This window comes from Microbacterium sp. T32, from assembly GCF_001619615.1.
Lineage (GTDB): Bacteria > Actinomycetota > Actinomycetes > Actinomycetales > Microbacteriaceae > Microbacterium.
On sequence record NZ_LQQP01000012.1, the window covers coordinates 179,039 to 202,297 of the forward strand.

General features: G+C 71.3%; 22 protein-coding genes and 1 tRNA gene. 13 read left to right on the forward strand and 10 right to left on the reverse strand.

All coding sequences use genetic code 11. The annotated features are described in order from the left end of the window. Nucleotides 1–2: 2 nt before the first annotated feature. Together AVW09_RS06880 and AVW09_RS06885 are read right to left on the reverse strand one after the other, a co-directional pair. Nucleotides 3–1,337: a phosphotransferase gene (locus tag AVW09_RS06880; RefSeq protein WP_063257350.1), complete on the reverse strand. Its 1,335-nt coding sequence runs from the start codon at nt 1,335–1,337 to the stop codon at nt 3–5. Between the two features lie 70 nt (nt 1,338–1,407). Then, nucleotides 1,408–2,337, reverse strand: coding sequence for a hypothetical protein (locus AVW09_RS06885; protein ID WP_063257351.1), 930 nt, complete (start codon nt 2,335–2,337; stop codon nt 1,408–1,410). A gap of 114 nt (nt 2,338–2,451) precedes the next feature. On the opposite strand from AVW09_RS06885, the gene AVW09_RS17195 reads away from it, so the two are divergent. The 3 genes from AVW09_RS17195 to AVW09_RS06900 all read left to right on the forward strand — a co-directional run bounded on the left by AVW09_RS17195 (nt 2,452) and on the right by AVW09_RS06900 (nt 6,207). Further along, entirely contained in the window at nt 2,452–4,338 is a 1,887-nt protein-coding gene (locus AVW09_RS17195) for an ABC transporter ATP-binding protein (protein ID WP_197462579.1), read from the forward strand. An 8-nt stretch (nt 4,339–4,346) separates the two neighbouring features. Continuing rightward, the gene (locus AVW09_RS06895) at nt 4,347–5,876 is read left to right on the forward strand and encodes a hypothetical protein (RefSeq protein ID WP_331709255.1); all 1,530 of its coding nucleotides are present in this window, start codon (nt 4,347–4,349) and stop codon (nt 5,874–5,876) included. 64 nt (nt 5,877–5,940) lie between these two features. Continuing rightward, nucleotides 5,941–6,207, forward strand: coding sequence for a DUF3039 domain-containing protein (locus AVW09_RS06900; RefSeq protein ID WP_026095843.1), 267 nt, complete (start codon nt 5,941–5,943; stop codon nt 6,205–6,207). Nucleotides 6,208–6,211: 4 nt separating this feature from the next. Here the strand turns inward: AVW09_RS06900 and AVW09_RS06905 are convergent, their stop codons facing one another. Next, nucleotides 6,212–6,715 carry a hypothetical protein gene (locus AVW09_RS06905; RefSeq protein WP_063257353.1) on the reverse strand — a complete coding sequence of 168 codons (504 nt, stop codon included), beginning with the start codon at nt 6,713–6,715 and terminating at the stop codon, nt 6,212–6,214. 152 nt (nt 6,716–6,867) lie between these two features. Beyond that, complete coding sequence (locus tag AVW09_RS06910; protein WP_063257354.1) at nt 6,868–8,190, reverse strand: nicotinate phosphoribosyltransferase; 1,323 nt, start codon at nt 8,188–8,190, stop codon at nt 6,868–6,870. Between the two features lie 74 nt (nt 8,191–8,264). Between AVW09_RS06910 and murI the strand changes: the two genes are divergently transcribed. From murI to AVW09_RS06930, 4 genes are all read left to right on the forward strand, one after another. Next, nucleotides 8,265–9,083 (forward strand): glutamate racemase, encoded by an 819-nt coding sequence (murI, locus tag AVW09_RS06915; protein ID WP_063257355.1) that lies wholly within the window; start codon nt 8,265–8,267, stop codon nt 9,081–9,083. 35 nt (nt 9,084–9,118) lie between these two features. Continuing rightward, entirely contained in the window at nt 9,119–9,844 is a 726-nt protein-coding gene (rph, locus tag AVW09_RS06920) for a ribonuclease PH (RefSeq protein ID WP_063257356.1), read from the forward strand. Between the two features lies 1 nt (nt 9,845). Continuing rightward, nucleotides 9,846–10,442, forward strand: coding sequence for an RdgB/HAM1 family non-canonical purine NTP pyrophosphatase (gene rdgB / locus AVW09_RS06925; RefSeq protein ID WP_063257357.1), 597 nt, complete (start codon nt 9,846–9,848; stop codon nt 10,440–10,442). Between the two features lie 88 nt (nt 10,443–10,530). Beyond that, nucleotides 10,531–11,448 (forward strand): cation diffusion facilitator family transporter, encoded by a 918-nt coding sequence (locus tag AVW09_RS06930; RefSeq protein ID WP_063257358.1) that lies wholly within the window; start codon nt 10,531–10,533, stop codon nt 11,446–11,448. A gap of 3 nt (nt 11,449–11,451) precedes the next feature. On the opposite strand, the gene AVW09_RS06935 is transcribed toward AVW09_RS06930, so the two are convergent. Then, complete coding sequence (locus AVW09_RS06935; RefSeq protein ID WP_063257359.1) at nt 11,452–13,854, reverse strand: ATP-dependent DNA ligase; 2,403 nt, start codon at nt 13,852–13,854, stop codon at nt 11,452–11,454. Between the two features lie 176 nt (nt 13,855–14,030). Between AVW09_RS06935 and ku the strand changes: the two genes are divergently transcribed. Continuing rightward, nucleotides 14,031–14,894: a non-homologous end joining protein Ku gene (gene ku / locus AVW09_RS06940; protein ID WP_063257360.1), complete on the forward strand. Its 864-nt coding sequence runs from the start codon at nt 14,031–14,033 to the stop codon at nt 14,892–14,894. A gap of 6 nt (nt 14,895–14,900) precedes the next feature. Here ku and AVW09_RS06945 read toward each other — a convergent pair whose 3' ends face one another. Both AVW09_RS06945 and AVW09_RS06950 read right to left on the reverse strand, forming a co-directional pair. Then, a complete protein-coding gene (locus AVW09_RS06945) occupies nt 14,901–15,647 on the reverse strand; it encodes a DedA family protein (protein ID WP_082822887.1) in 747 nt (248 codons plus the stop codon). Between the two features lie 59 nt (nt 15,648–15,706). Continuing rightward, a tRNA-Leu gene (locus AVW09_RS06950) sits at nt 15,707–15,788 on the reverse strand. A gap of 126 nt (nt 15,789–15,914) precedes the next feature. On the opposite strand from AVW09_RS06950, the gene AVW09_RS06955 reads away from it, so the two are divergent. Then, nucleotides 15,915–16,934, forward strand: coding sequence for an NADPH:quinone reductase (locus AVW09_RS06955; RefSeq protein ID WP_063257362.1), 1,020 nt, complete (start codon nt 15,915–15,917; stop codon nt 16,932–16,934). A 4-nt stretch (nt 16,935–16,938) separates the two neighbouring features. Here AVW09_RS06955 and AVW09_RS06960 read toward each other — a convergent pair whose 3' ends face one another. Further along, nucleotides 16,939–17,583 carry a YoaK family protein gene (locus AVW09_RS06960; RefSeq protein ID WP_063257729.1) on the reverse strand — a complete coding sequence of 215 codons (645 nt, stop codon included), beginning with the start codon at nt 17,581–17,583 and terminating at the stop codon, nt 16,939–16,941. Between the two features lie 63 nt (nt 17,584–17,646). Beyond that, entirely contained in the window at nt 17,647–18,960 is a 1,314-nt protein-coding gene (locus AVW09_RS06965; protein WP_231901789.1) for an MFS transporter, read from the reverse strand. Between AVW09_RS06965 and prfB the strand changes: the two genes are divergently transcribed. From prfB to smpB, 4 genes are all read left to right on the forward strand, one after another. Then, complete coding sequence (gene prfB, locus AVW09_RS06970) at nt 18,959–20,071, forward strand: peptide chain release factor 2 (protein ID WP_022878413.1); 1,113 nt, start codon at nt 18,959–18,961, stop codon at nt 20,069–20,071. The two genes, AVW09_RS06965 and prfB, sit on opposite strands and share 2 nt — an antisense overlap. A 102-nt stretch (nt 20,072–20,173) precedes the next feature. Beyond that, nucleotides 20,174–21,166: a cell division ATP-binding protein FtsE gene (gene ftsE, locus AVW09_RS06975; protein ID WP_063257364.1), complete on the forward strand. Its 993-nt coding sequence runs from the start codon at nt 20,174–20,176 to the stop codon at nt 21,164–21,166. Further along, nucleotides 21,163–22,080 (forward strand): permease-like cell division protein FtsX, encoded by a 918-nt coding sequence (gene ftsX / locus AVW09_RS06980; protein WP_063257365.1) that lies wholly within the window; start codon nt 21,163–21,165, stop codon nt 22,078–22,080. The genes ftsE and ftsX overlap by 4 nt, the downstream gene beginning before the upstream one ends. 51 nt (nt 22,081–22,131) lie before the next feature. Next, the gene (smpB, locus tag AVW09_RS06985) at nt 22,132–22,608 is read left to right on the forward strand and encodes an SsrA-binding protein SmpB (RefSeq protein WP_063257366.1); all 477 of its coding nucleotides are present in this window, start codon (nt 22,132–22,134) and stop codon (nt 22,606–22,608) included. Between the two features lie 3 nt (nt 22,609–22,611). On the opposite strand, the gene AVW09_RS06990 is transcribed toward smpB, so the two are convergent. Continuing rightward, nucleotides 22,612–23,259 (reverse strand): SIMPL domain-containing protein, encoded by a 648-nt coding sequence (locus tag AVW09_RS06990; protein ID WP_063257367.1) that lies wholly within the window; start codon nt 23,257–23,259, stop codon nt 22,612–22,614.

Below are 23,259 nucleotides of genomic sequence, written 5' to 3' on the forward strand. Positions count from 1 at the left end.
GCTCAGTCCTTCAGCGGGGCCAGTCGGCCGATCGCGGCGAGCGGGATGCCGATCCAGTCCGGCCGGTTGCGCGTCTCGTAGATCGCCTCGTAGACGGCCTTGTCGAGCTCGCAGGCCGCCAGGAGCGCGTCGGGAGCCGTCTGCTCGGGGCCGACGGTCTCGGCGTAGCCACGGACGAACGCCTGCTGCGCGGCGATGACCCACGCGCGGACGGCCGCACCGTCATCGTCGGCCACGGCGCCGGAGACGTAGTCGAACGACCGCAGCATGCCCGCGACGTCGCGCACGGCGAGATCGGGGCTGCGGCGCTCGGAGATCGGGCGCAGCGGTTCGCCCTCGAAGTCCAGCAGCACCCAGCCGTTCGAGGGCGTGTAGAGCACCTGACCGAGGTGCAGATCGCCGTGCACGCGCTGCAGCGGCGGCCACGGGGCGGCGGCGGCCTCGGCATACACCTCTTGGATGCGCTGGACGAACGGCGCGAGCGCCGGGACCTCGGCGACGGCGATCCCCAGGCGCCGGCTCCACGCGGCGGCCACGGCCGAGCGCACCCCGGCATCGGGGACGACGGTCGGGAACGTCTGCGCGAGGGCGACGTGCATGCGGGCGACGCTCTCGCCGAGGGCCCGTGCGGGTTCGGAGAAGTCGTGGGCGGCGGTGGCGGCCTGCAGTGCGACGCGCCACGCATCCTCGACGCCTTCGAAGAACTCCTGCGCGAACGCCAACGAGCCGGTCACCGTCTCGCCCGACGCAGCGCTCCAGGTGCCGCGCACCTCGCCGATCGCCGCGGGTACGAACGTCGCGCCCTCGGCCGCCAGGGCGGACTGCAGCTCGACATCGGGGTTCACCCCGGCGTTGACCTGACGGAAGAGCTTGCAGATCACCGGCTCCGCACCCTCGGGGCGGAAGATGATCGAGGTGTTCGACTGCTCGCCGCTGAGCACCCGCGCCGGGATCTCCGACGCGGCCGCCGCAGGCGCGGAGGACAGCGCGAGGCCTGCGAAGCCGCCCACCGTCTCGGAACCCGGGCCGCCGACCGACACCAGACGGAACAGGAGGTCGGTGAAGTCCGGGTCGGTGACGGCATCCGACCACACCAGACCGTCGCCCGCGGGGCCGATGAGACTGCCGGGGAGCACCGCGTCGGGTTCCCGTTGCGAGACCGGCACCTGGTACAGCGCGGCCGGGGTGACCGCGTCGTCGCGCACGAGCAGGACTCGGGTCCGGGGCGCGAGCAGTTGCCAATCGGCGACGAGGGTCAGACGCGGATCGCGGCCCTTCGTGCCATACCAGCGCTGTCGCGGCATCCACACGGTCAGGAGATCGAGGAGGTCACCCATGGGGCGAGGCTAACGCGATCACCCGCGGAGTGCGCGGGTCTTGCGCGGCCGCTTCTTCGATGAGAAGGCGTCAGGATGCCTCGGACTCGGGGTCCGCGTCGTCGCGGTCCTTTCGGCGGGGGAGCGCTTTGCGGGCGACGGACCCCGTGCGGCGGCCCGCCGCGCCGACGACGCCCGCGATGGCACCGCCGATGCGCTGGACGCCCCCGGCCGCGCGATGCTCGAGGCGCGAGGCTCCTTCGCGCGGCTCGACGTCCTTCGGCAGGATGAGCGGCGGCGGCCCGAACGCCCGTCGCGAGGTCACGAGCACCCGGCGACCGAGGATGTTGTTCCCGGCTCCGCCGACGACCGCTCCGACGCCGAACGGCAGCGCCTTCCCGACCCAGGAAGCCCCACCGCGCGTGGCGAACTGGCGGACGAATGTCGTCTTGAGGCGATCGACGAGGGGACCGACCGCGGCGCGGGGGAGCGTCTTGGTGACGAGTTCGCCCCAGTAGCTCGACCGGCTGGCGCCGCGACCCGACGCCTGTGCCGCGAGCTGCGACACCAGGTCGATGCCCTCCTTGCCGAGCATGAGCGTCAGCACCAGCGCTCGTGCGCGGTCGGGGTCGTCGACCGAGACCCCGTGGACCTCGGCGACCGACTGCGCGTACAGCGCCGTCGCCTCCAGGAACCCGACCGTCTCGACCCCGCTCAGGGCGAGGGTGACGCCGGTGCCGATTCCCGGCACGACGGCGGTCGCGCCGACGGCGGCACCGCCGGTGGTGACGGCCGCGAGGTAGCGGCGCTCGAGGATCCGCAGGATCTCCTGCGGAGTGGCATCCGGATGCCGGAGACGGATGCTGCGCAAGTGGGCGAGCACCGCGGGCCGCTGCACGGACAGGACCCGGTCGAGCATGCGGATCGTCCGCGGATGCTCCTCGGACCCCGCCGGCGGCAGACCGCCCGTCCAGGGCGCGTCGTCGGGCAGGGAGTGGATGCGGTGCACCTTCTCGGCCATGTTCCCCATCCTGCCAAGCGTCTTCGCCGACCGCGGGGCCTTGACGCGCCGCAACGGGGTGACTCCCCGTGTCGACCCCCGGTCGGTGTCGGAGGGGCTTGATAGCGTGGAGTGATGACAGCGTCGCTGCCGCAGCCCCCCGATTCTCCCTCCTCCGGCTCGGAGGACGATGCGACGAGCGTCGACGCCTCCCCCTCGACTCCGCCCCGCCCGAAGGCGCCCCGGCGGCCCACCTCCCGCGCCCCGAAGGCGGACGCCGCCGCGCCCGGCGACACGCCCGACGTCGAGAAGCCGACCCCGCGCGCGTCGTCGGCGCGGAACGCGGCCACGACCCCCGCTCCGCGCACCCCGCGCACCCCGGCGGCCGAGAAGCCCGCGACTCCGCGGACTGCCGCTGCGAAGAAGCCCGCGACCCCCCGGACGTCCGCGGCCACCCCGCGCACGCCGGCGGCGAAGAAGCCCGCGACCCCGCGCACGCCGGCGGCGAAGAAGCCGGCAACGCCGCGGACCACCGCCGCGAAGAAGCCCGCGACTCCGCGGACGCCCGCGGCGAAGAAGCCCGCGACTCCACGCGCGTCCGCGGCGGAGAGCCGCGTCGATACGACGGACGTCCCCGTGGTCGGCGCGCCCATCGGCGAGCCGGGTCCGCCCCCGCCGCTGCCCGCCGACCTGATCGTGCCGCCGCGTCCCCCGCTTCCGTCTACGGTCGAGACGGAGGCTCCGGCCGGTGACCCGACCCCGGCGGATGTTGCGGTCGAGGAGCCGCCGGTCGCAGAAGACGCAGGACCGGACGAGCGGCCCGCATCCGCTGCTCCCCAGGAACGGCCGAGTGCGGAGCCCGCGGATGCGGTGCCTCCCGCCGACACGGTGACGCCGGAGCCGGAGCCGAAACCTGGCGCTGAACCGGAGCCCGAGGCTGGCGCTGGACCGGAGCCCGACGCCGGCGCTGAACCGGAGCCCGAGCCGGAGCCCGAAGCCGGCGCGGAGCCCGGGACGCGTGGTGCGGACGAGCCCAGTGTCGAGGAGATCACGGAGCCCGCCGGCGAAGGGACTGAGGCCCCGGCCCCGGCGGGAGAATCGGCCGACGACGCGACGACCCACGGGCCGCTCGCCGATTTGCTCGGGGCGGACGAGGCGTCGACCGATGAAACGGATGCCGAGCACCCGGCGATCGCCGAAGACCCGACGCCCGCGGACGTCGTGGTTGAGGAGCCCGACGCGGTCGAGGCGGACGCGTCCGCCGTGCCCGCGCTCAAGGTGCGCAACGTCACGAAGACCTTCGGCGACGTGCGCGCCGTCGACGGCGTCGACCTGACGGTCCCGGCAGGCTCGTTCTACGGTCTCGTCGGACCCAATGGCGCGGGCAAGACCACCACCCTCTCGATCATCGCGGGGCTGCTCCGCTCCGACGGGGGCACGGTCGAGATCAACGGTGTCGACGCGAAACGGCAGGCGCGCGCGGCGAAGAAGCTGATCGGTGTGCTGCCCGACCGTCTGCGGACGTTCGACCGGCTCACCGGTCGACAGCTCCTGCACTACTACGGCGCGCTGCGCGGACTGCCGTCGCCGGTGGTCGAAAGCCGTGCCGCGGACCTCGCGCGGGCGTTCGACCTCGTCGAGGCGCTCGGCCGCCCGGTCTCCGACTACTCCGCGGGTATGACGAAGAAGGTGATGCTGGCGGGGGCCATGATCCACTCGCCCCGTCTCCTCGTGCTCGACGAGCCGTTCGAGGCGGTCGATCCGGTCTCCAGCGGCGTGATCCTCGACATCCTCCGCGCGTACGTCGACCACGGCGGGACCGTGATCCTGTCGAGTCACGGCATGGAGCTCGTGGAGCGGGTGTGTTCGCGGGTCGCCGTGATCGTGTCCGGCCAGGTCCTGGCCGAGGGCACCGTCGACGAGGTGCGCGGGGAATCGACGCTGGAGGAGCGGTTCCTCGAGCTGTCCGGTGGCCTGGGCGACGTGGAGGGACTCGAGTGGTTGCACACGTTCTCCGCCTGAGGCTCGCGATGATGCTCGGCGCCCTGCGGGGCGACCGGGATCACGTGCTTCGCCGGGCCGTCGGGCTGTTCGTCCTCGTCGCGGGCACCGTCTTCGCCGCGATCAACGTCGTGGCCCTCGCCGACTCCGACCGTCTGACGACCTCGGTGGTCACGGTGCTCGCCGGGTCCGCGGTGACGCTGGGCTTCGCCATCGCGCCGCCCCTCACGGCATCCGTCGATCCTCTCGACCCGCGTCGCTTCGCGGTCGTCGGCCCCGAACCGCGGCCGCTCGCGGCGATGCTGCTGCTGGCGGGTCTGGTCAGCGTGCCGGTGCTCGTGGTCATCGTGCTCGCGATCAGCCTCGCCACGGCGTGGTCGGTGCACGGCGCTGCGCCGGCCGCGAGTGTCCTGTCGATCGTTCTCGCGGTCGTCACGTGCGTGCTCCTGGCGAGGGTGAGCATGGCCCTCGGCGCGCTCGTGCGGCGTCCCCGGCAATCGCGCGAACTCTTCGGCGTGTACATCGTCGCGGTGCTCGTCGTCGTGGTGCCGGTCGGCATCTTCCTGGGTTCCCTGGAGTGGCGCGGAGCGGTGCCGTCGCAGCTCGAGGTCGCCGCGGAGGTGCTCGCCTGGACGCCCATCGGCGCGGCCTGGGGCATCGCCCTCGCGCCGTCTGCGGGCGCAGCGGTCGGAAGCGTCATCGTCGCGCTGGCGACGGTCGCGCTCCTCACGGCCGCGTGGTTCGTCCTCGTCCGGGTGCTGCTGACCACGACGCCGCGACCCGCGACCGTCCGCGAACGCGCGGGTCTCGGATGGTTCGCGCTGCTCCCCGGTACGCCGGGCGGTGCCGTCGCCGCGCGCAGCCTGTCGTACTGGCTGCGCGACCGCCGCTACATCGTCAATGTCGTGGTGGTGCCGATCGCGGCGGTGCTCTCCACGCTGCCGCTCGTGGTCGCCGGCGTCCCGATCGAACTGGCCGTCCTCCTGCCGGCGCCGATCATCGCCCTCTTCCTCGGATGGATGCCGCACAACGACCTGGCCTATGACTCGACGGCGCTGTGGATGCACATCGCGAGCGGCGTGCGCGGCCTGCCCGACCGCCTGGGCCGACTCGTCCCCGTCGTGTTGATCGCGCTGCCGCTGCTCGCGATCGCCATCCCGCTCGCGATCGCCGTGCACGGCCGATGGGCTTTCGCTCCCGCGCTCGTCGGAGTCTGCGCCGCGCTGTTCCTCTCGGGTTTGGGGCTGTCGAGCATCGCCTCGGTCGCCGCGCCGTACGCCGTTTCCCGTCCCGGAGACAGCCCGTTCCAACAGCCGCAGCGCACGGGGTCGGGCGGTGTCATGGCTCAGGGCCTGGTCATGCTCGGCGCCCTTCTCGCCGCGGCGCCCGCGATCTGGCTCGCCCTGCAGGCCGTGGCATCCGACACCGTCGACGCGCTCCCGGCGCTGTGGGTCGGGATCGGGGTGGGCGTCGCGGTCTTCGCGTTCGGGATCGCGATCGGGTCCGCGGTGTTCGAGCGTCGCAGCACACGTCTGATGGAGTTCGCCGAAGCGACCTGACCGGGGCCACTGCGTTCTCGCGGAACCGTCCCCGCCGTGCGGTCCCCGGCTACACTGGCAGACCATGAGCACGCCTCTCGACCGACCGGACAGCGGGGGTCTCGCGACCCTCGATCGCGAGCTCGAGGAGCTCATCCGCGAGGAGAACATCGAGCCGGGCGACCACGAGCGGTTCTCGCACTACGTGAAGAAGGACAAGATCCTCGAGTCCGCGCTGACGGGTAAGCCGGTCCGCGCGCTGTGCGGCAAGAAATGGACGCCGGGTCGCGACCCCGAGAAGTTCCCCGTGTGCCCGCAGTGCAAAGAGATCTACGAATCGCTGAACAGCTGAACGCTCATGTCACGGTGACCGATGTCGTCTTCGACGTCGATCCGTCGCTGCCGTACAGCGTCATCGTGATGGTGTAGGTGCCGACGGGGATCGGGAACCCGGTCTCGCTCGGGTACCAGCGGACATCCTGCGCGTAGCCGCCGATCGCGATGCTCAGCGTACCCGACAGTGCGCTCGGGCCCAGCGGACCCGACACCGAGACGACGTAGGGGAGCACCGCAACGCTGGGGTCGGGCGTCGGCCACCAGACGACGTTCTGGTCATAGAGGGCGGTGACGTAGACGACGAGCGGGCCGCGATTCGTCTGAGTGGAGGGGTCGTACTGTCGCCTGTTCTCGACGGCGAAGTCGGGACCGATGCGGAGCTTCGAGATCGGGACGCTCCCGCCGGATTGCGCCGCGGCAGGGACGAAGGTCGAGGCGATGACCGGGGCGACCCAGGCCGCCGTCGAGATGAGCGCGCGGCGGGTGGGATCGGCGGGTCGGCCGTGCCGGGCAGCGGCGGTCATGGTGCTCTCCGTTCGGTGCTCGCCCGCGGGCGGATCGGGGAGACGCGATCCGGCCGCGAGACTTTCACGCTAAGCAACGCCGACATGCGCACGGTCCGCCTGGCGCCCGACCTCGCCCGAACCGAGCGCGGCTTCACCCGGGCGCGAAGGATTCAGGCCTCGACGTATTCCGTCGGCAGCGCCGGCTCCGACCGGCTCAGCGCGAGTGCGCGCACCGGCAACTCCTCGCGCACGCGCGCGTGGTGGGCTCGCGCGGCGGCGACGCCCTGCGGGCCGAGGGCCGCGGCATCCGGTTCCCCGTCCACGACCAGCGGAACCTGGAGCGGGCGGGCGTCGGGGTGCTCCGCGGCCGTGGCCAGCTCCTCGAACCCGTCGCTCACGACGATGAGCTCGGAGGTCGCCGTGCCGCCGTCGAGCGTGCGGAACGCCGCCTTGCGGCCGCCGTGCGAGGCCTTCTGCGCGGACGCCTTGGCGACGGCGACCCAGGAACCGTCCGCGGCGGCGCGGGCCACGAGCTTGAACACCAGACCGGCGGTGGGCGTACCCGACCCGGTGACGACCGAGGTGCCGACGCCGTAGCTGTCGACGGGCGAGGCGGCGAGGGCGGCGATCGCGTACTCGTCGAGGTCGCTCGTCACGGTGATCCGCGTGCCGGTGGCGCCGAGTTCGTCGAGGAGCGCGCGCACCTCGCCGGCGACGATCGGGAGGTCGCCCGAGTCGATGCGCACGCCGCCCAGCTCGGTGCCCGCGACGCGCACCGCGGTGCGCACGCCCTCGGGGATGTCGTACGTGTCGATCAGGAGCGTCGTGTCGGTGCCGACGGCGGCGATCTGCGAGCGGAACGCGTCTTCCTCGCTGTCGTGCAGCAGGGTCCAGGCGTGCGCGGCGGTGCCCATGGTCGGCACGCCCCACCGGCGGCCCGCCTCGAGGTTGCTCGTCGCGGAGAACCCGGCGATGTAGGCGGCACGGGCGGCCGCGACGGCGGATTCCTCGCCGGCGCGGCGCGAGCCCATCTCGGCGAGCGGCCGGTCGCCGGCGGCGACGCTCATGCGCGCGGCCGCGGTCGCCACCGCGGAGTCGAAGTTCAGAACGCTCAGGGCGAGCGTCTCGAGGATGACGGCCTCGGCGAAGGTCCCCTCGATGGTCAGCAGCGGAGAGCCGGGGAAGTAGATCTCGCCCTCGCGGTAGCCGGTGATCGAGCCCGTGAAGCGGTACCCCTCGAGGAAGTCGAGGGTCGTGGCATCCACGATCCGGTTGTCGCGGAGATAGCGCAGTTCGTCGTCGCCGAAGCGGAAGTCGCGGATCGCGTCGAGCAGTCGTCCCGTGCCCGCGACGACGCCGAATCGCCGCCCGCCCGACAGGCGTCGACCGAACACCTCGAAGACGCAGCGGCGCTCTGCCGTCCCGTCGCGGAGCCCCGCGTCGAGCATCGTGAGTTCGTAGCGGTCGGTGTGCAGGGCCGTACTGCGGGTCATCCCGCCAGCCTATTCCGCGAGGCAGGGCAGCCCCTCGCGCTCTTGACAGGGCGCCGTGGGTAGGCTGGATGCCTATGAACGACGCGCCGATCGGCATCTTCGACTCGGGAGTCGGTGGTCTCACCGTCGCCCGCGCGGTCTCGGCGCAGCTGCCGCGGGAGTCGATCCTCTACATCGGCGACACCGCGCGCTCGCCCTACGGACCGAAGCCCATCGCCGATGTCCGGCGGTACGCGCTCGAGGTGCTCGACACGCTGGTCGAGCAGGGCGTGAAGATGCTCGTGATCGCGTGCAACACGGCATCCGCCGCCATGCTTCGCGACGCGCGCGAGCGCTACGACGTCCCGGTCGTCGAGGTGATCGGACCCGCCGTCCGCACCGCGATGTCGACGACCCGCAACGGCCGCATCGGCGTGATCGGCACGGTCGGCACGATCGGTTCGCGCGCCTACCAGGACATGCTCGAGGTCAACGAACGCCTCACGGTCTTCGCCGAGGCGGCACCCCGGTTCGTCGAGTTCGTGGAGGCGGGGGTCACCGACTCGCCCGAGGTGCTCGCGGTCGCGGAGGAGTACCTCGCGCCGCTCCGTCGCGCCGACGTCGACACGCTGGTCCTGGGTTGCACCCACTACCCGTTCCTCGAGGGCGCCATCAGCTACGTGATGGGGCCCGAGGTCAGCCTCGTCTCGAGCGACAGCGAGACCGCGAAGGACGTGTACCGGCAGCTCGTGTCAAGCGACCTTCTCGCGGGACCGGATGCCATCCCCACCCACCGCTACGAGGCCACGGGTGCGTCCGCCGACGAATTCGTGCGCCTCGCGCATCGCCTGATGGGTCGCGAGATCCGCGACGTGCAGCTGGTGCAGACCGGCGCCATCGACCTGCCGCGCTGAGGCGTGGCATCCATCCCGTTCCCTGGAGGACCCCCATGACCCGCAAAGACGGCCGGACCGACGACGAACTGCGCCCCGTGACGATCGAGCGCGGGTGGTCGGCGCACGCCGAGGGCTCGGCGCTCATCACGTTCGGCGGCACCAAGGTGCTGTGCACCGCGTCGTTCACGAACGGTGTGCCGCGCTGGCTCACCGGCAAGGGAAAGGGGTGGGTCACGGCCGAGTACGCGATGCTCCCGCGCGCGACGAACAGCCGCAACGACCGCGAGAGCATCAAGGGCAAGGTCGGCGGTCGCACGCACGAGATCTCGCGTCTGATCGGCCGCGCGCTGCGCGCCGTGGTCGACACGAAGGCGCTCGGCGAGAACACGATCGTCATCGACTGCGACGTGCTGCAGGCCGACGGCGGCACCCGTACCGCGGCGATCACCGGTGCGTACGTCGCTCTCGCGGATGCCATCGCCTGGGGTCGCGAGAAGAAGTTCATCGCGCAGCGCTCCGAGGTGCTCGTCGATTCGGTCTCGGCCGTGTCGGTCGGCATCATCGACGGCACCCCGATGCTCGACCTCGCCTACGTCGAGGACGTGCGCGCCGAGACCGACATGAACGTCGTGGTCACCGGCCGGGGCCTGTTCGTCGAGGTGCAGGGCACGGCCGAGGGGGCACCGTTCGACAAGCGCGAACTCGACCAGCTGCTCGAGCTGGGCGTGAACGGGTGCGCGCAGCTGCGCGACCTGCAGACCGCGGCCCTGAGCGCCTGACATGGCCCGCGTCGTTTTGGCCACGCACAACCCGCACAAGGTCGAGGAGTTCCAGGCGATCGTCGCCGCGACCCGCCCCGACCTCGAGGTCGTCGGGTACGACGGTCCCGAGCCGGTCGAGGACGGCGTCACGTTCGCCGCCAACGCGCTCATCAAGGCTCGCGCGGCGGCCGCCCACACGGGGCTCCCCGCATTGGCCGACGACTCGGGTGTCGCGGTGGACGTCCTGGGCGGATCGCCCGGTGTGTTCTCGGCCTACTGGGCAGGGCACAGGAAGGATGCCACGGCCAACCTCGAGCTGCTCCTCGACCAGCTCTCCGATGTCGCCGATCCGCACCGCACGGCGCAGTTCGTGTCGGTCATCGCGCTCGTGCGCCCGGACGGCACCGAGGACACGGTCGAGGGCCGCTGGCCCGGCCGCCTCGCGACGGCGCCGGCCGGTCCGGGCGGCTTCGGCTACGACCCGATCTTCATCCCGGACGGGCAGGATGCCGCATCCGAGCGCACGGTCGGGGAGTGGTCTGCGGAGGAGAAGAACGCCGCGTCTCATCGCGCGCGCGCGTTCCGCGGCCTGGTGCCGCTGCTGCAGACGCTCTGAGGTTCGCGGCCCGAGAGCGAGAACCGCTCTCATTCCCGACTACGCGCAAACGCCTCCCCACCCGACGGCCCGGCTCTAGCCTGGATCCATGCACGATCACGCACCCGCCGGCGGCATCCGCGATGCCGGGAACCGACGCCTGCTCGCGATCGCGCTGAGCCTCACCGCCACCGTGATGGTGGTCCAGGTCGTGGGTGCGGTCCTCACCGGCTCGCTCGCGCTGCTCGCCGATGCGGCGCACATGTTCACCGACGCCGCCGCGCTCGTCGTTGCGCTCATCGCGACGGCGATCGCCGCGCGTCCGGCCGATGACCGCCGCACGTTCGGATACCAGCGCGCCGAGGTGCTCGGGGCGCTCATCAACGGCATCGTGCTCATCGTGCTGAGCCTGTGGGTCGCGTTCGAGGCCGTGCAGCGGCTGCTCACGCCGGCCGAGGCCCAGGTGCAGGGTGGCCTGATGCTCGTCGTCGCCGTCGTGGGTTTGCTCGCGAACGCCGTGTCGATGTGGCTGCTCGGGCGCGCCCAGAAGCGCAGCATCAACGTGCGCGGCGCGTACCTCGAGGTGCTGGGCGACCTCATCGGCTCCGCAGCGGTGATCGTCGCGGCGATCGTGATCGTCACGACCGGATTCGTGCAGGCGGATGCCATCGCCTCCCTGTTCATCGCGGTCCTGATCGTCCCGCGGGCCGTCGGTCTGCTGCGGGAGGTCATGGCGGTGCTCACCGAGTCGGCGCCGACCGGGGTGCACGTGTCGGAGATCCGTGAGCACCTGCGCGGGGCAGATGGCGTCGTCGACGTCCACGACGTCCACGTGTGGCAGCTCACGCGCGGAGCGCCGGTGTTCAGCGCGCACGTCGTCGTGGAGGAGGCGGCCCTGACCGACGGCCGGGCCGCGCGGATCCTGGCCTCCCTCCAGACGTGCCTCGCCGACCACTTCGACGTCGAGCACTCCACGTTCCAGCTCGAACCCGCCGGACACGTCGAGCACGACGCGCAGCACGCGTGACGCTCAGTCCTCGCGGACGACGTCCGCCGGGTCCTTGTCGGGCCGCAGGCCGCGCCAGCGCGCCTGGCGCAGGATGCCACCGGGCGTGAACTCGGCGAACTCCACCTCGCCCACGAGGTCGGGACGCACCCAGAGGGCATCGCGGGCGTCGGCCGCGGGGACACCGACGAACGGGTCGGCATCCGTTCGGAGGGGCTCCAGCAGCGCGGACAGGCGCGCGAGCGTCTGCTCGCCGAACCCCGAACCGACGCGCCCGGCGTACTGCAGGCCGTCGGCCGTGGGCACGCCGACCAGCAGCGACCCGATCGTTCCCGCGCGGTTCCCTTTGCCAGGACGGATGCCGCCGATGACGACCTCCTGCGTGCGGGAGTGCTTGACCTTGAGCCAGCGGTCCGAGCGCTCACCGCGCCGGTAGGGGGCGCCGGGATCCTTCACGACGATGCCCTCGAGCCCGAAACGTCCGCTCGCCGCGAGCGCCGCCTCGACGTCGTCGAACACCGGCGGCACGACGACGACGGCCGCCGCGTCCGCCGCGAGGCGCTCGAGGATCTCGCGGCGTTCCACTAGCGTCAACCCCGTGACGACGCGGCCCTCGGCCTCGAGGACGTCGAACAGGTAAAGATGCACAGGGGTGCGGGCGGCCTCGTGCGCGATCTCGCGCGCCTGGGCGAGGTTCATGCGCCTCTGCAGCAGCGGGAAGCTCGGCCGCCCCTGTGCGTCGAGGGCGACGATCTCCCCGTCGATCACCGCGGGAGCCGCGCCCAGACCGAGGTCGACGGACGTGAGCTCGGGGTAGGTGGCGGTCATCTCGTTGCCGTTGCGGGACCGCAGCCGGAGGCGCTGTCCGTCCCACATCCCGATCCCGCGGATGCCATCCCACTTCATCTCCACCCACTCCCGGCCCCAGCGCTCCGCGGCGGCGCGCGCCAAACCGGGCGTGGACGAGGTGGCGAGCATGGGGCGGAGGTCGGCGGCGGCCGTCGGCGCCGGGGGAGCGGGATCCGCGCGGGGCACGACGGCCGGCCCCTCGCCCTGCGGTCGACCCTCGGCATCCGTCTTCATCCGGTGGAGCAGCCACTGCGACTTCTCGCCCGAGCCCTCGGTGCGGATGAGCGCGAGCCGAACCCGGCCGAGCGGCCCGTCGGGGCGACCGGTGAGGGTCGCGATGACCTCGTCGTCGCGCCACTTCTCGAGCTCGTAGGTGCCGGTGTCCCAGACGGTCATGGTGCCCGCGCCGTACTGTCCGCGCGGGATCTCGCCCGCGAAGTCGAGGTACTGCATCGGGTGATCCTCGGTCATCACCGCGAGGCTGTTCTTGCCGGTCGTCGGTGGAACCCCTTTCGGCACCGCCCAGCTGACCAGCACGCCGTCGCGTTCGAGTCGCAGATCCCAGTGCAGGCGCGACGCGTGATGCTCCTGGATGACGAAGCGGGGGAGTCCGTCACCCGCCGCTTCGGCGTGCGGGGCGTCGGGCACCGGTTCGGGCGTGCGCCCGGCGGTGCGCTTCGCGATGTAGGCGCGGAGGGGTCCGTCGACCGGGTCGATGGCGGCCAGCGGGTCGCCCGTGCGCTCGAGGACCTCGTGGAACAGCAGATGCCGCAGCCCCGGATCGTCGAGCTCCTCCCACGTGCGAGGCGCGGCGACCGTCGGCTCGGCGCGGCCGCGCAGCGAGTACGGCGCGATCGTCGTCTTCGAGCCGTTGTTCTGGCTCCAGTCGATGAACACCTTGCCGGGGCGCGCGGCCTTGGACATCTGACTCACGACGAGGTCGGAGTGGTCGGCCTCGATCGCGCGGGCCAGTTCCTTCGCGACGGCGCTGACCGCGTCGCTCGTCTGCCGTCCGTCGAGGTGCGCGTAGAGATGGATGCCCTTGCTGCCACTGGTGACCGGCGACGGGGCCAGGCCGATGTCGACCAGGATCGCCCGCGCCCACCGGGCGACCTCGGCGCACTCCGCGAGCCCGACGCCCGGGCCCGGGTCGAGGTCCAGGACGATCCGGTCGGGGTTCAGCCGGGTCCCCGCGGCGTCGAACCGCCACTGCGGCACGTGCAGCTCGAGGCTCGCGACCTGCGCGAGATACACGAGCGCCGGCACGTTCTCGACGAGCGGGTAGTCCTTGGCGCCGGACGAATGGTCGATCGGATGCCGTGGCATCCATGCCGGCGCTCCGGGTTCGAGCGCCTTCGCGAAGAAGGGTTCACCCGGCTCGGTGGCGGTTCCCACCCCGTCGGGCCAGCGCTTCCGCGTCACCGGACGCCCGCGGACGTGGGGGAGCAGCCGCGGCGCGATGCGGCTGTAGTAGTCGATGACCTCGCCCTTGGTGGTCCCCGTCTCGGGGTACAGCACCTTGTCGAGGTTGGACAGGCGCAGCCGACGGCCGTCGATGCGCACCGTCTGCTCCGCCATCGCCCCAGCGTAGAGCGGTGGAGCCGAGGGATGCCGCGGGCTTGCGCCCCACAACTCCTGCACAGCCCCGCCCCGGCGTCGGTTTCTCCGCGGCGCACCCGTCTTCGCAGGAGTTGTGCGCCTCCGCGGGCGCAAGGGTCTCGGCATCCGGGGTGCCGGGGGTGTTCACTGGACGCATGCGATCGATCTGGAAAGGCGCGCTGACCTTCGGCCTGGTCAACGTGCCCGTCAAGGTGTACTCGGCCACCGAGGACCACGACGTCCCGCTGCACCAGGTGCACAACAAGGACGGCGGGCGCATCCGCTACCAGCGCATCTGCGAGGTCGACGGTGAGGTCGTGCCGTATCAGGACATCGACCGTGCGTACGACGACGGCGAGCAGACGGTCGTCCTGACCAAGGACGATCTCGCGTCGCTCCCGAGCGAGCGCAGCCGCGAGATCGAGGTGGTCGAGTTCGTCCCGAGCGACCAGGTCGACCTGCTCACGCTCGACAAGGCGTACTACCTCGAACCCGACTCGTCGTCGCCCAAGGCGTACGTGCTGCTGCGGAAGACGCTCGAGCAGACCGACCGCACCGCGATCGTCCGGTTCTCGCTGCGACAGAAGACCCGGCTCGCGGCGCTGCGCACCCGCGGCGACGTCCTCGTGCTGCAGACGCTGCTGTGGGCCGACGAGGTGCGCGCGGCGGAATTCCCCTCGCTCGACGAGGACGTCCGCATCTCGGCGAAGGAACTGGAGATGTCGGCTTCCCTCGTCGAGAGTTTCTCGAAGGACTTCGATCCCGAAGAGTTCGGCGACGAGTACCAAAAGGAACTGCGCATGCTGATCGACGCGAAGCTCGAGCAGGGCGAAGCCATCGACACGGCCGCCACCTTCGGAGAACAGGATGCCGATGACGACGGAGGCGAGGTCATCGATCTGATGGAGGCGCTCCGCGCGAGCGTCGAGCGCAGCCGTGCCGCGCGCTCGGGGAAGGCCGAGGAGACCGCGCCGAAGAAGAAGGCGGAGCCGAAGAAGAAGGCGTCGAAGGCGTCCTGAGCGGGCTCAGTGCGCGCGGTGGTCGCCGTCCTCGAGCGTCTTCGGGTCGAGGACGAGCGACGCGGAGTCGGTGGAAACACCCGCCGCGGCCTCGCGCTTCGCCGCCGCGCGCTCGCGGAAGTAGTGCACCGCGATGAAGATCGCGGTGCCGGCGACGGCGGCGAGCAGGATGACGTCGATGTATTCGGTGACGATGTCGCGCACGAACGGGATGTAGCCCACGGCGTAGCCCAGCATCGTCAGGCCGATGCCCCAGATGATGGCCCCGATGAGGTTGTAGAGCGAGTACTTGCGCCACGGCATGTGGCCGACGCCGGCCGCGATGGGCGCGAAGGTGCGCACGACCGGAACGAACCGGGCGAGGATGACCGTGATGCCGCCGAAGCGCTCGAAGAACGCGTTCGTGCGTTCGACGTTCTTCCGGCTGAAGATGCCGGAATCCTTGCGCTCGAAGATCGACGGCCCCGCCTTATGGCCGATGAAATACCCGACCTCGCCACCGATGAACGCCGCGACGCCGATCGCCAGGGCGACCCACCACGCGTTGATCCCGAACACGCCGTTCGGCGCCGCGGGGGTGGAGTGCGACAGCAGCCCCGCCATGATCAGCAGCGTGTCGCCCGGCAGCAGGAAGCCGATCAGAAGACCCGTCTCGGCGAAGATGATGAAGCACACCACGAGGAGGGCCCACGGCTGCGAGTTGGTGATGATGGCGGCCGGGTCCAGCCAGGGGAGCAGGCCTGCGGAGTGGATCACATCGGTCCCGTCGGGTCGGTCGGGTAAGAGAATTGGTGTCGCGGAAGGGACGTCCGTGCGGAAGGGGGGACTTGAACCCCCACGCCCGAAGGCACAGGAACCTAAATCCTGCGTGTCTGCCGGTTTCACCACTCCCGCGAGTGACCTCATTGTAGGGCCGAGCGGAGCGCGCTCCATGTGAAGAGGCCGTCAACCCGTGGCCGCGATCGCGGGTGACGGGCGTGTCGCGGGAATGCCCGCGCAACCTCGCGTCTTGGCATCGGTATGAAGGCCATCGTCTACGCGACTCCCGGTGATTCCTCCGTCCTCTCGCTCGTCGAGCGCGAGCTGCCCGACCCCGGTCCGGGTGAGGTGCGCGTGCGGATCGCCGTCTCGGGCGTCAACCCCACCGACTGGAAGGCGCGCGCGTCGGTCGGGCGCGAGCTCGTGGCCGACGAGGTGACGCCGAACCAGGACGGAGCCGGAACGGTGGATGCCGTGGGCCCGGGGGTCGACGACCTCGCCGTCGGCGACCGGGTCTGGATCTATCTCGCGGCGCACCAGCGGCCGAGCGGCACGGCCGCCGAGTACTCCGTGGTGCCCGCGGCCCGCGCCGTGCCGCTCGCGGACGACGCCTCCTTCGTCCTCGGCGCGAGCCTCGGCGTCCCGGCGATGACGGCGCACCGCGCGCTCACCGTGCACGAGTTCGGCCCGTCGCGTCTGTCGCCCGGGGCCCTGGCCGGGCGGACCGTGCTCGTCCAGGGCGGCGCCGGCGCCGTCGGGCACGCCGCGATCCAGCTCGCCGTCTGGGCCGGCGCGACCGTCATCGCCACGGTGAGCAGCGCCGAGAAAGAGACGCTCGCGCGGGCGGCGGGCGCCCACCACGTGCTGCGGTACCCGGACGCGGGCCTGGCCGATGGCATCCGCGAGCTCGCTCCCGACGGCGTTGACCACATCGTCGAGGTCGCGATCGCCGAGAACGCCGGGCTCGACGTCGAGGTCATCGCCAACCACGGCTCGATCGGCTACTACGCCGACAACGGCGGTGACGAATTCACGGCCGCGGTTCGCGCGAGCTTCGCGAAGAACGTGCGCTGGCAGGGTCTCCTGCTCTACACGGTCGGCGACGCGGCGCTCGAGGCTGCGGCGCAGGACGTCTCGGCCGCGGTGGCGGACGGCGCCCTGCCGGTCGGCGACGAGGCCGGGCTCGGGCTCACGTGGTTCCCGCTTGAGGAGACCGCGGCGGCGCACGACGCGGTCGAGGCGGGTGCGACCGGCAAGGTGCTGATCCGCGTCGGCGACTGAGTCGCTACGCCGCCGGACGGGGTCGCCGACCGAGCACCGTCGCGCAGATCGCGAGCACGGCGGTCGCGAGGGTCAGCGCGAGCGGCGACCCCGCCCGGTGCGCGAGCGCACCGACGACGGCGCCCCCGACCAGCGACGCCCAGAGCAGCAGGGGCCGTTGCCACGCGGTGCGTGAGCCGCCGGTGACCAGCGTGGCCAGTGCGAGGCCGAGACTCACGAGCGTTCCGGTCGAGTACGTGATGGCGACGCGTGCGCGTCCGTCCGCGAGGAACAGGGTGTTCAGCGCGCCCATCGCGGCCGCGAGGAGTGCGGCTCTCCACAGGGTCGCGTCGCCCGCGAGGGCCAGGACCGCGGCGATGCCGACGAGGGCGGCGGCTCCGCCCACGATCCACGGGCGGTGTCCCGCCAGCCGCGCGTTCACGACCCCGCCGACGGCCACGCCCAGCACGAAGGCGGCGATGATGCCCGCGGATGCCGCGGCAACGAGCGTCCCGGGACCGAACAGGTCCACCGCGGCCTGAGTCGAGTTCCCGCTCATGAAGGAGACGAACAGCCCGCCGGTGTCGAGGAAACCGATCGCGTCCACGAACCCGGCGACGGAGGCGAGTACCGCCGAGACGGCGAGTGAGCCGCGGTCGACGTCTTTCATCGGCATCCCTCTTCCGCTCGTCCGCCGATCTCATCGTGGTGCGCCGCGGCGAGTCCGGGCAAATCACCGGGTGCGCGGCACGTAACGCGGCACCCACCGGACGAAGCCCACGGCCCCGGCGACCGCCACCACCCCCATCGCCGCGACGGCGACGGGGAGTGATATCGCCGCCGTCAGCGCCGAGACGAGGACCGGGGCGATCGCCCCGCCGCCGTCGGTGAGCGTGCGCCACGAGCCGAGGAAGGCGGCCGGCTCTTCCGCGGGTGCGAGGTCGGCGCCGAGGGTGAGCAGGATGCCACTGGAGAGACCGTTCCCGACGCCGAGGACCGCCGCGAACATCCCGTACCAGAGCGCCGCGCTGCCCGACTCGTGCGTCACGGACAGTGCGAAGAAGCCCGCGCCCATCAGGACCATGGCGGGGAGCGCGGCCCAGAGCCGCCCGAACCGGTCCATCACCTGACCGCTCGCGTAGAACAACGCGAAGTCGATCGCGCCCGAGACTCCGACGACCACCGCGATCGTCGAGGCATCCAGTCCCAGCGACACGCCCCACAGGGGGAGCACCACCTGGCGGGCGGACCGGACGGCCGAGAGCGACGCCGCCGCGAGCCCGAGCCGCGACAGCACGCCGCGGTACCGCCACATCGTGCGGAAGACCCCGGCCCGCTCCGCGATGGGGATCGCGCCGGTCACCGGCTCGCCGGTGTCCTCCTCGTCGAGGCTCGGGGCGGCGGCGGGGGCCACGGCGCTCGAGGTGGCGGTCGCGGGCACCAGGCGCTCGGGATCGGGGCCCAGGAACACGAGCAGGATCGTCGCGACCTGGCAGACCGCGAAGAACGCGATCGACGCGGACTCGTCGCCGAAGATCCCGAGGAGCGCGGCCGAGATGAACGGTCCGACGAACATGCCGAGCCGGAACGTCCCGCCGAGCAGCGACAGCGCCCGCGCCCGGAAGTGCAGCGGCACGCGCGTGGTCATGAACGAATGCCGGGCGAGGGCGAAGGATGCCGCGCAGAACCCGATCAGGAATACCGCCGCCGCGAAGACGGCGAGCGAATTCGCGAACACGACTCCCGCGAGCCCGCCCAGGATGACGATGCCCGCGACGCCCATCGTGAGGCGTTCCCCGAAACGGGCGACCGCCCATCCCGCCGGGATGTTGCCGCACAACGTCCCCACGACCAGCGCCGAGGCGATGAGGGCGGCCAGCGCGACGTCGGCGCCGAGCCGGTTCGCGATCACCGGGATGAGCGGAATGACGGCGCCCTCGCCGAGCGCGAACAGCAGAGTCGGCCCGTAGATCATGGGCGCGAAGCGGAAGAGCACATCGCGGGGGGAGTCGCTCGTCATCGTCTCCACGATAGGCTGGAGTGTCATGCTCGAACTGGACCTTGCCGCCGACATCCAGGCGCTGCGCTCGACCTTCGCCGATATTCAGGCCGTGGTCGACGTCGACGCACTCACCGCCGACATCGAACGCCTGAACGAAGAGGCGGGAGCGCCCGACCTCTGGGACGACGTCGACAACGCCCAGAAGGTCACCAGCCGCCTCAGCCACCGTCAGGCCGAACTCAAGCGCATCACCGAGATCGGCCAACGCCTCGACGACCTCGAGGTGCTCGTCGAACTGGCGAACGAGATGGAGGACGAGGACTCCGCCGACGAGGCGCGCAAAGAGCTCGCGTCGCTGCGCGAGGTCATCAACCAGCTCGAGGTGCAGACGCTCCTCGACGGGGAGTACGACGCGCGCTCGGCCGTCGTGACGATCCGCTCGGGCGCCGGCGGCGACGACGCCACCGACTTCGCCGAGATGCTCCTGCGCATGTACCTGCGCTGGGCCGAGCGCCACAAGTACCCCGTCAAGGTCATGGACACGTCCTACGCCGAGGGTGCGGGCATCAAGTCCGCGACCTTCGAGGTCGACGTCCCCTACGCCTACGGCACGCTGTCCGTCGAGGCCGGCACCCACCGCCTCGCGCGCATCAGCCCCTTCGGCGGCGCCGACAAGCGCCAGACGAGCTTCGCCGCGGTCGAGGTCATCCCCGTGATGGAAGAGGCCGTCGAGGTCGAGGTTCCGGAGGGCGACATCCGCGTCGACGTGTTCCGCTCCTCGGGCCCCGGTGGACAGTCGGTCAACACGACCGACTCCGCCGTGCGCATCACGCACATCCCCACGGGCCTCGTCGTCTCGATGCAGAACGAGAAGTCGCAGATCCAGAACCGTGCGGCCGCCATGCGCGTGCTGCAGACGCGCCTCCTGCTGCTCAAGCGCGAAGAGGAAGCGGCCAAGAAGAAGGAGCTCGCGGGCACGATCACCGCGAGCTGGGGCGACCAGATGCGGTCGTACTTCCTCTACGGCCAGCAGCTCGTGAAGGACCTCCGCACCGGATACGAGGTCGGAAACCCCGCGGTCGTCTTCGACGGCGACCTCGACGGGCTCATCGCGGCCGGCATCCGCTGGCGTAAGCGCAAGGACGACGACGACTGATCGATGGATGCCACGGGTGTGGCATCCATAGGACTCTCCCGGTTTCGTGAACCGGCGCGTCCTGTCGGGCTGGGGGAGCCGCGCGCTTAGGCTCGTCGAGCCATGATCCGGTTCGAGAACGTCACCAAGCGGTATCGCGGCACCACGAGACCGGCGTTGAACGCCGTCGACTTCGAGGTGCAGCGCGGAGAGTTCGTCTTCCTCGTCGGGGCTTCTGGCTCCGGAAAGTCGTCGTGCCTGCAGCTCATCCTGCGGGCGGAGACGCCGAGCGAGGGGAGGGTCGTCGTCCTCGGACGCGACCTGCGCACGCTGTCGAACCGGAAGGTGCCGTACTTCCGGCGCCACATCGGGTCGGTCTTCCAGGACTTCCGGCTGCTCCCGAACAAGACCGTGCACCAGAACGTCGCGTTCACTCTGCAGGTCACGGGCGCCTCGCGCGGGTTCATCCAGCAGGCTGTGCCGGAGGTTCTGGCGCTCGTCGGTCTCGACGGCAAGGAGAAGCGCCTGCCGCACGAGCTGTCCGGCGGCGAACAGCAGCGCGTCGCGATCGCGCGCGCTCTCGTGAACCGACCCCAGGTGCTCCTCGCGGACGAGCCGACGGGAAACCTCGACCCCGGCACCTCGATCGACATCATGCAGCTGCTCGCCCGCATCAACGCCGGCGGCACGACGGTGGTCATGGCCACGCACGAGGCCGGGTTCGTCGACCAGATGCAGCGGCGCGTGATCGAGCTCCGCAACGGTGAGATGGTCCGCGACGAGCGGCGCGGCGGCTACGGCGACACGTCCGGCCTGCCGCGTCTCGCCCCCGAGGTCGAGAAGGGTGCGGCCGCGGTCGCGGCCCTCACCGCGGTGCTCGAGGTGCAGCGCGAGGTTGCGCACATCACCGGGTCCGTAGAGCCCCTGAACCTCGAGGACGCGAAGCGCGCGGAGGCCGAGCGGGCCGCCGCGGCCGCGGCGCCCGTCGAGGAGCCGAGCACGCACACGCGCTCCGTGCCCGTGACGACGCCCGACGTCGATGCGCTCGGTCTCGCCGACCGTCTCGGCCTCGCCGACAAGAACGACCGCGACGACGAAGTGGGACCCACGTCATGAGGTTCGGGCTCATCCTCTCGGAGGCCTTCACGGGTCTCCGCCGCAATGCCTCGATGGTCATCTCGGTGATCCTCGTGACGTTCGTCTCGTTGACGTTCGTCGGTGCCGCGATGCTCATGCAGATGCAGATCGGCAAGATGCAGTCGTACTGGGCCGACCGCGCGCAGGTCGCCGTCTTCATGTGCTCGACGGTGTCCGACAAGGATCCGTGCGTCGCCGGTCAGGCCGCGTCGCAGGACGAGATCGACAAGGTCACGGCCACTCTCGACGGCCCGGCGCTGGCTCCGCTGATCCGCAACTACACGTACTCGACGAGCGAGCAGGTCTTCGAGGATGCCAAGTCGCAGCTGCCCGAAGACATCATCGGGGTCGTCTCGGCCGACCAGTTCAACGCTACCTTCAACATCAACCTCGTCGACCAGAGCCAGTCGGACGTGATCGCCGAGGCCTTCACCGGTCAGGCCGGTGTCGAGGGTGTCACCGACCAGATGCAGTACCTGGAGCCGCTGTTCCAGACACTCACCGTCGCGACCTACGTCGCCGTCGGCATCGCTGCCCTCATGCTCATCGCGGCGGTGCTGCTGATCGCCACGACCATCCGTCTGTCCGCGTTCGCGCGACGACGGGAGCTCGGCATCATGCGACTCGTCGGCGCCTCGAACCGTTTCATCCAGACGCCGTTCGTGCTGGAGGGCGTCCTCGCCGCGCTGATCGGCTCGGCCCTCGCGAGCGTCGCCGTCTGGGCGATCGTCGGGGTCGGGGTGAACCAATATCTCCGCGACCGGATCAACTTCATCACGTCGTGGGTCGGCGTCAGCGACCTCGCCATCGTGGTGCCGGTGATCATCGTGATCGGCGTGCTGTTGGCCGCCCTCAGCGCCAGCTTCGCGATCCGCCGCTGGTTGCGCGCCTGATCGCGTAGACTCAGGGGCTCTGTGTGCCCGGAATCATGAGGAGGTGGCACCATGCCTCGTGAGCAGGGTGAAAAGCTCATCGCGTCGAACAAGAAGGCGCGTCACGACTACGCGATCGAGAAGACGTACGAAGCCGGTTTGGTGCTGACGGGCACCGAGGTGAAGTCGCTCCGCCAGGGGCGTGCGAACCTCACGGACGGCTACGCCTACATCGACGGCGGTCAGGCGTACCTGGATGCCGTTCACATCCCCGAGTACTCGCAGGGGCACTGGACCAACCATTCCGCCAAGCGCACCCGCAAGCTGCTGCTGCACAAGGACGAGATCGTGAAGCTGTCGCACGCGGTCGCCGCCGGCGGGTACACACTCGTCCCGTTGCGTCTGTACTTCCTCGACGGCCGCGCCAAGGTCGAGATCGCGGTGGCGAAGGGCAAGCGCGAGTTCGAGAAGCGTCAGACGATCCGCGAGCGCGAGGACAAGCGCGAAGCCGAGCGCGCCATGCGCACGCGCAACCGCCTGGGGGAGTGACCCTCACTCCGCGACGAAGCGCCCCTCGACGGTGGCGCTCACGACGAGCTCGGGCGGCTGCAGGCTGAACGACGGCCCGGTATCGGCCTTCGCGAACATCATGCGGGGGGCCGCGGCGTCCGGTCGCGACTCAAGCAGTCCGGCATCCGCGATCTCGACCGCGGTGACGGATGCCAGCCCCAGCGCCTCGGCGTAGGCGGCGGCGCGCTCCACGGCGACCTGCACGGCCGCGGCGGCGACCTTCCGCTCGACGCCCACGCGGGTGTCGCGCGCGAGGCGCCAGTCCACGGCCGTCACCTGCACGTCATCGGACTCGGCGACGTCGCCCAGCCACCACGACAGCGCTCCGGCGTCGGTGAAGGTGGCCGACAGCTCGACGCTGGCGTGGTGGACGAGCGGCAGCTGCGCGCCTTCGCTGTTCCACGGCCGATCCGACCAGACGGACACCCGCGCGCTCGACCACTCCGATACCTCGCCCGAGCGCAGGTGCGCCACCAGACCGTCTTGGACGGATGCCGCCCGCTCCTGCGCCCGTTCGACCACTGGCCCTCGAGAGGGACCGTCGGTGGACACTGTGACCCGCACCGCGGCCTCCTCCGCGCGCACGCGCGTCTCGCTCTCGCCCCGGACCGTGATGGTGACCTGACTCAT

Excerpts from the sequence above, each read along its gene's own strand:
- AVW09_RS06880 (WP_063257350.1), bottom strand. The coding sequence starts at position 1,337 with ATGGGTGACCTCCTCGATCTCCTGACCGTGTGGATGCCGCGACAGCGC.
- AVW09_RS06885 (WP_063257351.1), bottom strand. The coding sequence starts at position 2,337 with ATGGCCGAGAAGGTGCACCGCATCCACTCCCTGCCCGACGACGCGCCC.
- AVW09_RS17195 (WP_197462579.1), top strand. The coding sequence starts at position 2,452 with ATGACAGCGTCGCTGCCGCAGCCCCCCGATTCTCCCTCCTCCGGCTCG.
- AVW09_RS06895 (WP_331709255.1), top strand. The coding sequence starts at position 4,347 with ATGATGCTCGGCGCCCTGCGGGGCGACCGGGATCACGTGCTTCGCCGG.
- AVW09_RS06900 (WP_026095843.1), top strand. The coding sequence starts at position 5,941 with ATGAGCACGCCTCTCGACCGACCGGACAGCGGGGGTCTCGCGACCCTC.
- AVW09_RS06905 (WP_063257353.1), bottom strand. The coding sequence starts at position 6,715 with ATGACCGCCGCTGCCCGGCACGGCCGACCCGCCGATCCCACCCGCCGC.
- AVW09_RS06910 (WP_063257354.1), bottom strand. The coding sequence starts at position 8,190 with ATGACCCGCAGTACGGCCCTGCACACCGACCGCTACGAACTCACGATG.
- murI (WP_063257355.1), top strand. The coding sequence starts at position 8,265 with ATGAACGACGCGCCGATCGGCATCTTCGACTCGGGAGTCGGTGGTCTC.
- rph (WP_063257356.1), top strand. The coding sequence starts at position 9,119 with ATGACCCGCAAAGACGGCCGGACCGACGACGAACTGCGCCCCGTGACG.
- rdgB (WP_063257357.1), top strand. The coding sequence starts at position 9,846 with ATGGCCCGCGTCGTTTTGGCCACGCACAACCCGCACAAGGTCGAGGAG.
- AVW09_RS06930 (WP_063257358.1), top strand. The coding sequence starts at position 10,531 with ATGCACGATCACGCACCCGCCGGCGGCATCCGCGATGCCGGGAACCGA.
- AVW09_RS06935 (WP_063257359.1), bottom strand. The coding sequence starts at position 13,854 with ATGGCGGAGCAGACGGTGCGCATCGACGGCCGTCGGCTGCGCCTGTCC.
- ku (WP_063257360.1), top strand. The coding sequence starts at position 14,031 with ATGCGATCGATCTGGAAAGGCGCGCTGACCTTCGGCCTGGTCAACGTG.
- AVW09_RS06955 (WP_063257362.1), top strand. The coding sequence starts at position 15,915 with ATGAAGGCCATCGTCTACGCGACTCCCGGTGATTCCTCCGTCCTCTCG.
- AVW09_RS06960 (WP_063257729.1), bottom strand. The coding sequence starts at position 17,583 with ATGAAAGACGTCGACCGCGGCTCACTCGCCGTCTCGGCGGTACTCGCC.
- prfB (WP_022878413.1), top strand. The coding sequence starts at position 18,959 with ATGCTCGAACTGGACCTTGCCGCCGACATCCAGGCGCTGCGCTCGACC.
- AVW09_RS06965 (WP_231901789.1), bottom strand. The coding sequence starts at position 18,960 with ATGACACTCCAGCCTATCGTGGAGACGATGACGAGCGACTCCCCCCGC.
- ftsE (WP_063257364.1), top strand. The coding sequence starts at position 20,174 with ATGATCCGGTTCGAGAACGTCACCAAGCGGTATCGCGGCACCACGAGA.
- ftsX (WP_063257365.1), top strand. The coding sequence starts at position 21,163 with ATGAGGTTCGGGCTCATCCTCTCGGAGGCCTTCACGGGTCTCCGCCGC.
- smpB (WP_063257366.1), top strand. The coding sequence starts at position 22,132 with ATGCCTCGTGAGCAGGGTGAAAAGCTCATCGCGTCGAACAAGAAGGCG.
- AVW09_RS06990 (WP_063257367.1), bottom strand. The coding sequence starts at position 23,259 with ATGAGTCAGGTCACCATCACGGTCCGGGGCGAGAGCGAGACGCGCGTG.